The following is a 3,010-nucleotide window of genomic DNA, read 5'->3' as shown; positions in this document are numbered from 1 at the left end:
GGTCGCGGCGGCGGCGCAACCGCCGCAGCCAACCGCTTGACGCCTCGGCCTTGTTCACCTTGTGGCCGGTCGAACCGCCGCCCGGGCCGCAGCTCCCGGCACCCGACACGCGCTCGTCTCCGTTGTCGCCCAGGTGGTGCGGCCGAAGGCCGGTTCCCTGTCCGTCCATGTTTTCGAACGTTACCGAGGCGTATCGGGTCCGCGAGGATTTGGAGAAATCGGTCGCGGAGGCTTCCACGACGTGCCTTCCGGCGTTCACCGTGCCGTCACCGGCCCCCGCGCTCCCCGCACGCGGATATCCGATCAACCATGAAATACGGGGACTTGGTGTCCGTTTTGCGTCCCGCGCGCTTCGCCAAGCGGATTGTGCGGCCCTGCGGCTTCCACAAACAGCCGCCCACGCCCCGCCCGGACCCGCGGACACGCTGCGGACCCACCGGTGCGACATTCGGGCCCAACATCGGCAGAATGCCCGAGTACCCCAGTGTGAAGGTGGTTCAGGTCCGTGGTGACGTCCACACCCTCTGTCAACAAGAGGATCGCCGATGAGCTCGGCGTACGCGAAGGACAGGTGCAGGCCGCCGTCGAACTGCTCGACGGCGGGGCGACCGTGCCGTTCATCGCCCGGTACCGCAAGGAGGTGACCGGCACCCTCGACGACACGCAACTGCGCACCCTCGAAGAGCGCCTGCGCTACCTGCGGGAACTGGAGGAGCGCCGAACGGCGATCCTGGAGTCGGTCGAGGCGCAGGGCAAGCTCGACGACGCGTTGCGCGAGCAGATCATGGCCGCCGACTCCAAGGCGCGTCTGGAGGACATCTACCTTCCCTACAAGCCCAAGCGGCGCACCAAGGCGCAGATCGCCCGCGAGGCCGGGCTGGAGCCGCTGGCCGACCTGCTGTTGGCCGACCCGGACCACGAACCCCAGGCCGCGGCAGCGGGCTTCGTCGACGCCGACAAGGGCGTCGCGGACGCGGCCGCGGCTCTCGAAGGCGCCCGTTCGATCCTGGTCGAGCGGTTCTCCGAGGACGCCGACCTCGTCGGCGAGCTGCGCGAGCGCATGTGGTCGCGCGGGCGCCTGGTCGCCAAGGTGCGTGAGGGACGCGAGGAGGCGGGCGCGAAGTTCTCCGACTACTTCGACTTCGCCGAGCCGTTCACGCGGCTCCCCTCGCACCGGATCCTGGCGATGTTCCGCGGCGAGAAGGAGGACGTGCTCGCGCTCTCCCTCGAACCCGACGCGGAGCCGGACACCGCGTCGGCGGACACCCCGGCCGGTCCGACCGACTACGAGCGGTCCATCGCCCACCGGTTCGGCATCGCCGACCGCGGACGCCCGGCGGACCGCTGGCTGGCCGACACCGTGCGGTGGGCGTGGCGTACGCGGTTCCTCGTCCACCTCGGCATCGACCTGCGCGGACGCCTGCGCCAGGCCGCGGAGGACGAGGCGGTGCGCGTGTTCGCCGCCAACCTGCGCGACCTGCTGCTGGCCGCACCGGCGGGAGCGCGGACGACGATGGGCCTCGACCCGGGCCTGCGCACCGGCGTCAAGGTCGCGGTGGCGGACGCGACGGGCAAGGTTGTGGCGACCGACACGATCTACCCGCACGAGCCACGCCGCAAATGGGACGAGTCGATCGACGCCCTCGCCCGGCTGGCCAAGGAGCACGGTGTCGAGCTGATCGCCATCGGCAACGGCACAGCGTCCCGCGAAACCGACAAGCTCGCGGGCGACCTGATCAAGCGTCACCCCGACCTGCCGCTCACCAAGGTCGTGGTCTCCGAGGCCGGCGCCTCGGTGTACTCGGCGTCCGCGTACGCCGCCCAGGAGCTGCCCGGTCTGGACGTGTCGCTGCGCGGCGCGGTGTCGATCGCCCGGCGGCTCCAGGACCCGCTCGCCGAACTCGTCAAGATCGACCCGAAGTCGATCGGGGTCGGCCAGTACCAGCACGACCTGTCCGAAGTGCAGTTGTCCCGCTCGCTGGACGCCGTCGTGGAGGACTGCGTCAACGCCGTCGGCGTCGACGTCAACACGGCGTCGGTGCCGCTGCTGACCCGGGTGTCGGGCATCGGCGGCGGCCTCGCCGAGAACATCGTCCTGCACCGCGACACCCACGGGCCGTTCAAGAACCGCAAGGAACTGAAGGACGTGTCCCGGCTGGGGCCCAAGGCGTTCGAGCAGTGCGCGGGCTTCCTTCGGATCCCCGGAGGGGACGATCCGCTTGACTCCTCAAGCGTCCACCCCGAGGCGTACCCGGTCGTGCGGCGCATCGTGACGGCCGTCGGCGGTGACGTGAAGGCGGTGTTCGGCAAGGAGGCGGTGCTGCGCTCGCTGAACCCGAAGGACTTCGTGGACGAGAAGTTCGGCCTCCCGACGGTGACCGACATCTTCGCCGAACTGGAGAAGCCGGGCCGCGACCCGCGTCCGGCGTTCAAGACCGCGGCGTTCAAGGAAGGCGTCGAGCAACTGACCGACCTGAAGCCGGGGATGCTGCTGGAGGGCGTGGTCACCAACGTCGCCGCGTTCGGCGCGTTCGTCGACGTCGGCGTCCACCAGGACGGCCTGGTGCACGTGTCGGCGATGTCGGACCAGTTCGTCAAGGACCCGCGCGACGTCGCCAAGCCGGGCGACATCGTGCGCGTCAAGGTCCTGGACGTCGACATCCCGCGCAAGCGCATCTCGCTGACGATGCGCCTGGAGGACGAGGCGAAGTCCGGTGCCGGAGGCGGGCGTACGGCACCCGGCCCGCGTCGGCCGCAGAACGAGCGCCGCGGCCCGCGCGACGGAGGGCAGCGCGAAGGCGGCCGGCGCGACGGAGCCCGGCGCGGCGGTCGCCCGGGGCAGGGCGGCCAACCCCGGCAGGGCGGCGGCAACCGCGGCAACGCCCCGATCGGCAACGGCGCCCTCGCGGACGCACTGCGCCGCGCAGGACTGGTGGAAGGCGACGGCGGCCCGGCCCGGGGACGGCGCTGAGAATCCCGACACGGCTCCGAGGGACAGAACATGCCGCGG

The 3,010-nt window shown here is 71.2% G+C and carries 1 protein-coding gene; it reads left to right on the top strand.

What is annotated here, in order from left to right:
- Positions 1-508 precede the first annotated feature (508 nt).
- Entirely contained in the window at positions 509-2,971 is a 2,463-nt protein-coding gene (locus tag ACRX5W_RS19985; protein WP_436789626.1) for a Tex family protein, read from the top strand.
- Positions 2,972-3,010 lie beyond the last annotated feature (39 nt).

Source organism: Yinghuangia sp. YIM S10712 (assembly GCF_051388935.1).
In the GTDB taxonomy this organism is placed as follows: domain Bacteria; phylum Actinomycetota; class Actinomycetes; order Streptomycetales; family Streptomycetaceae; genus Yinghuangia.
Note: the sequence above shows the minus strand (reverse complement) of the source record. Positions and strands in the feature narration are given on the sequence as shown.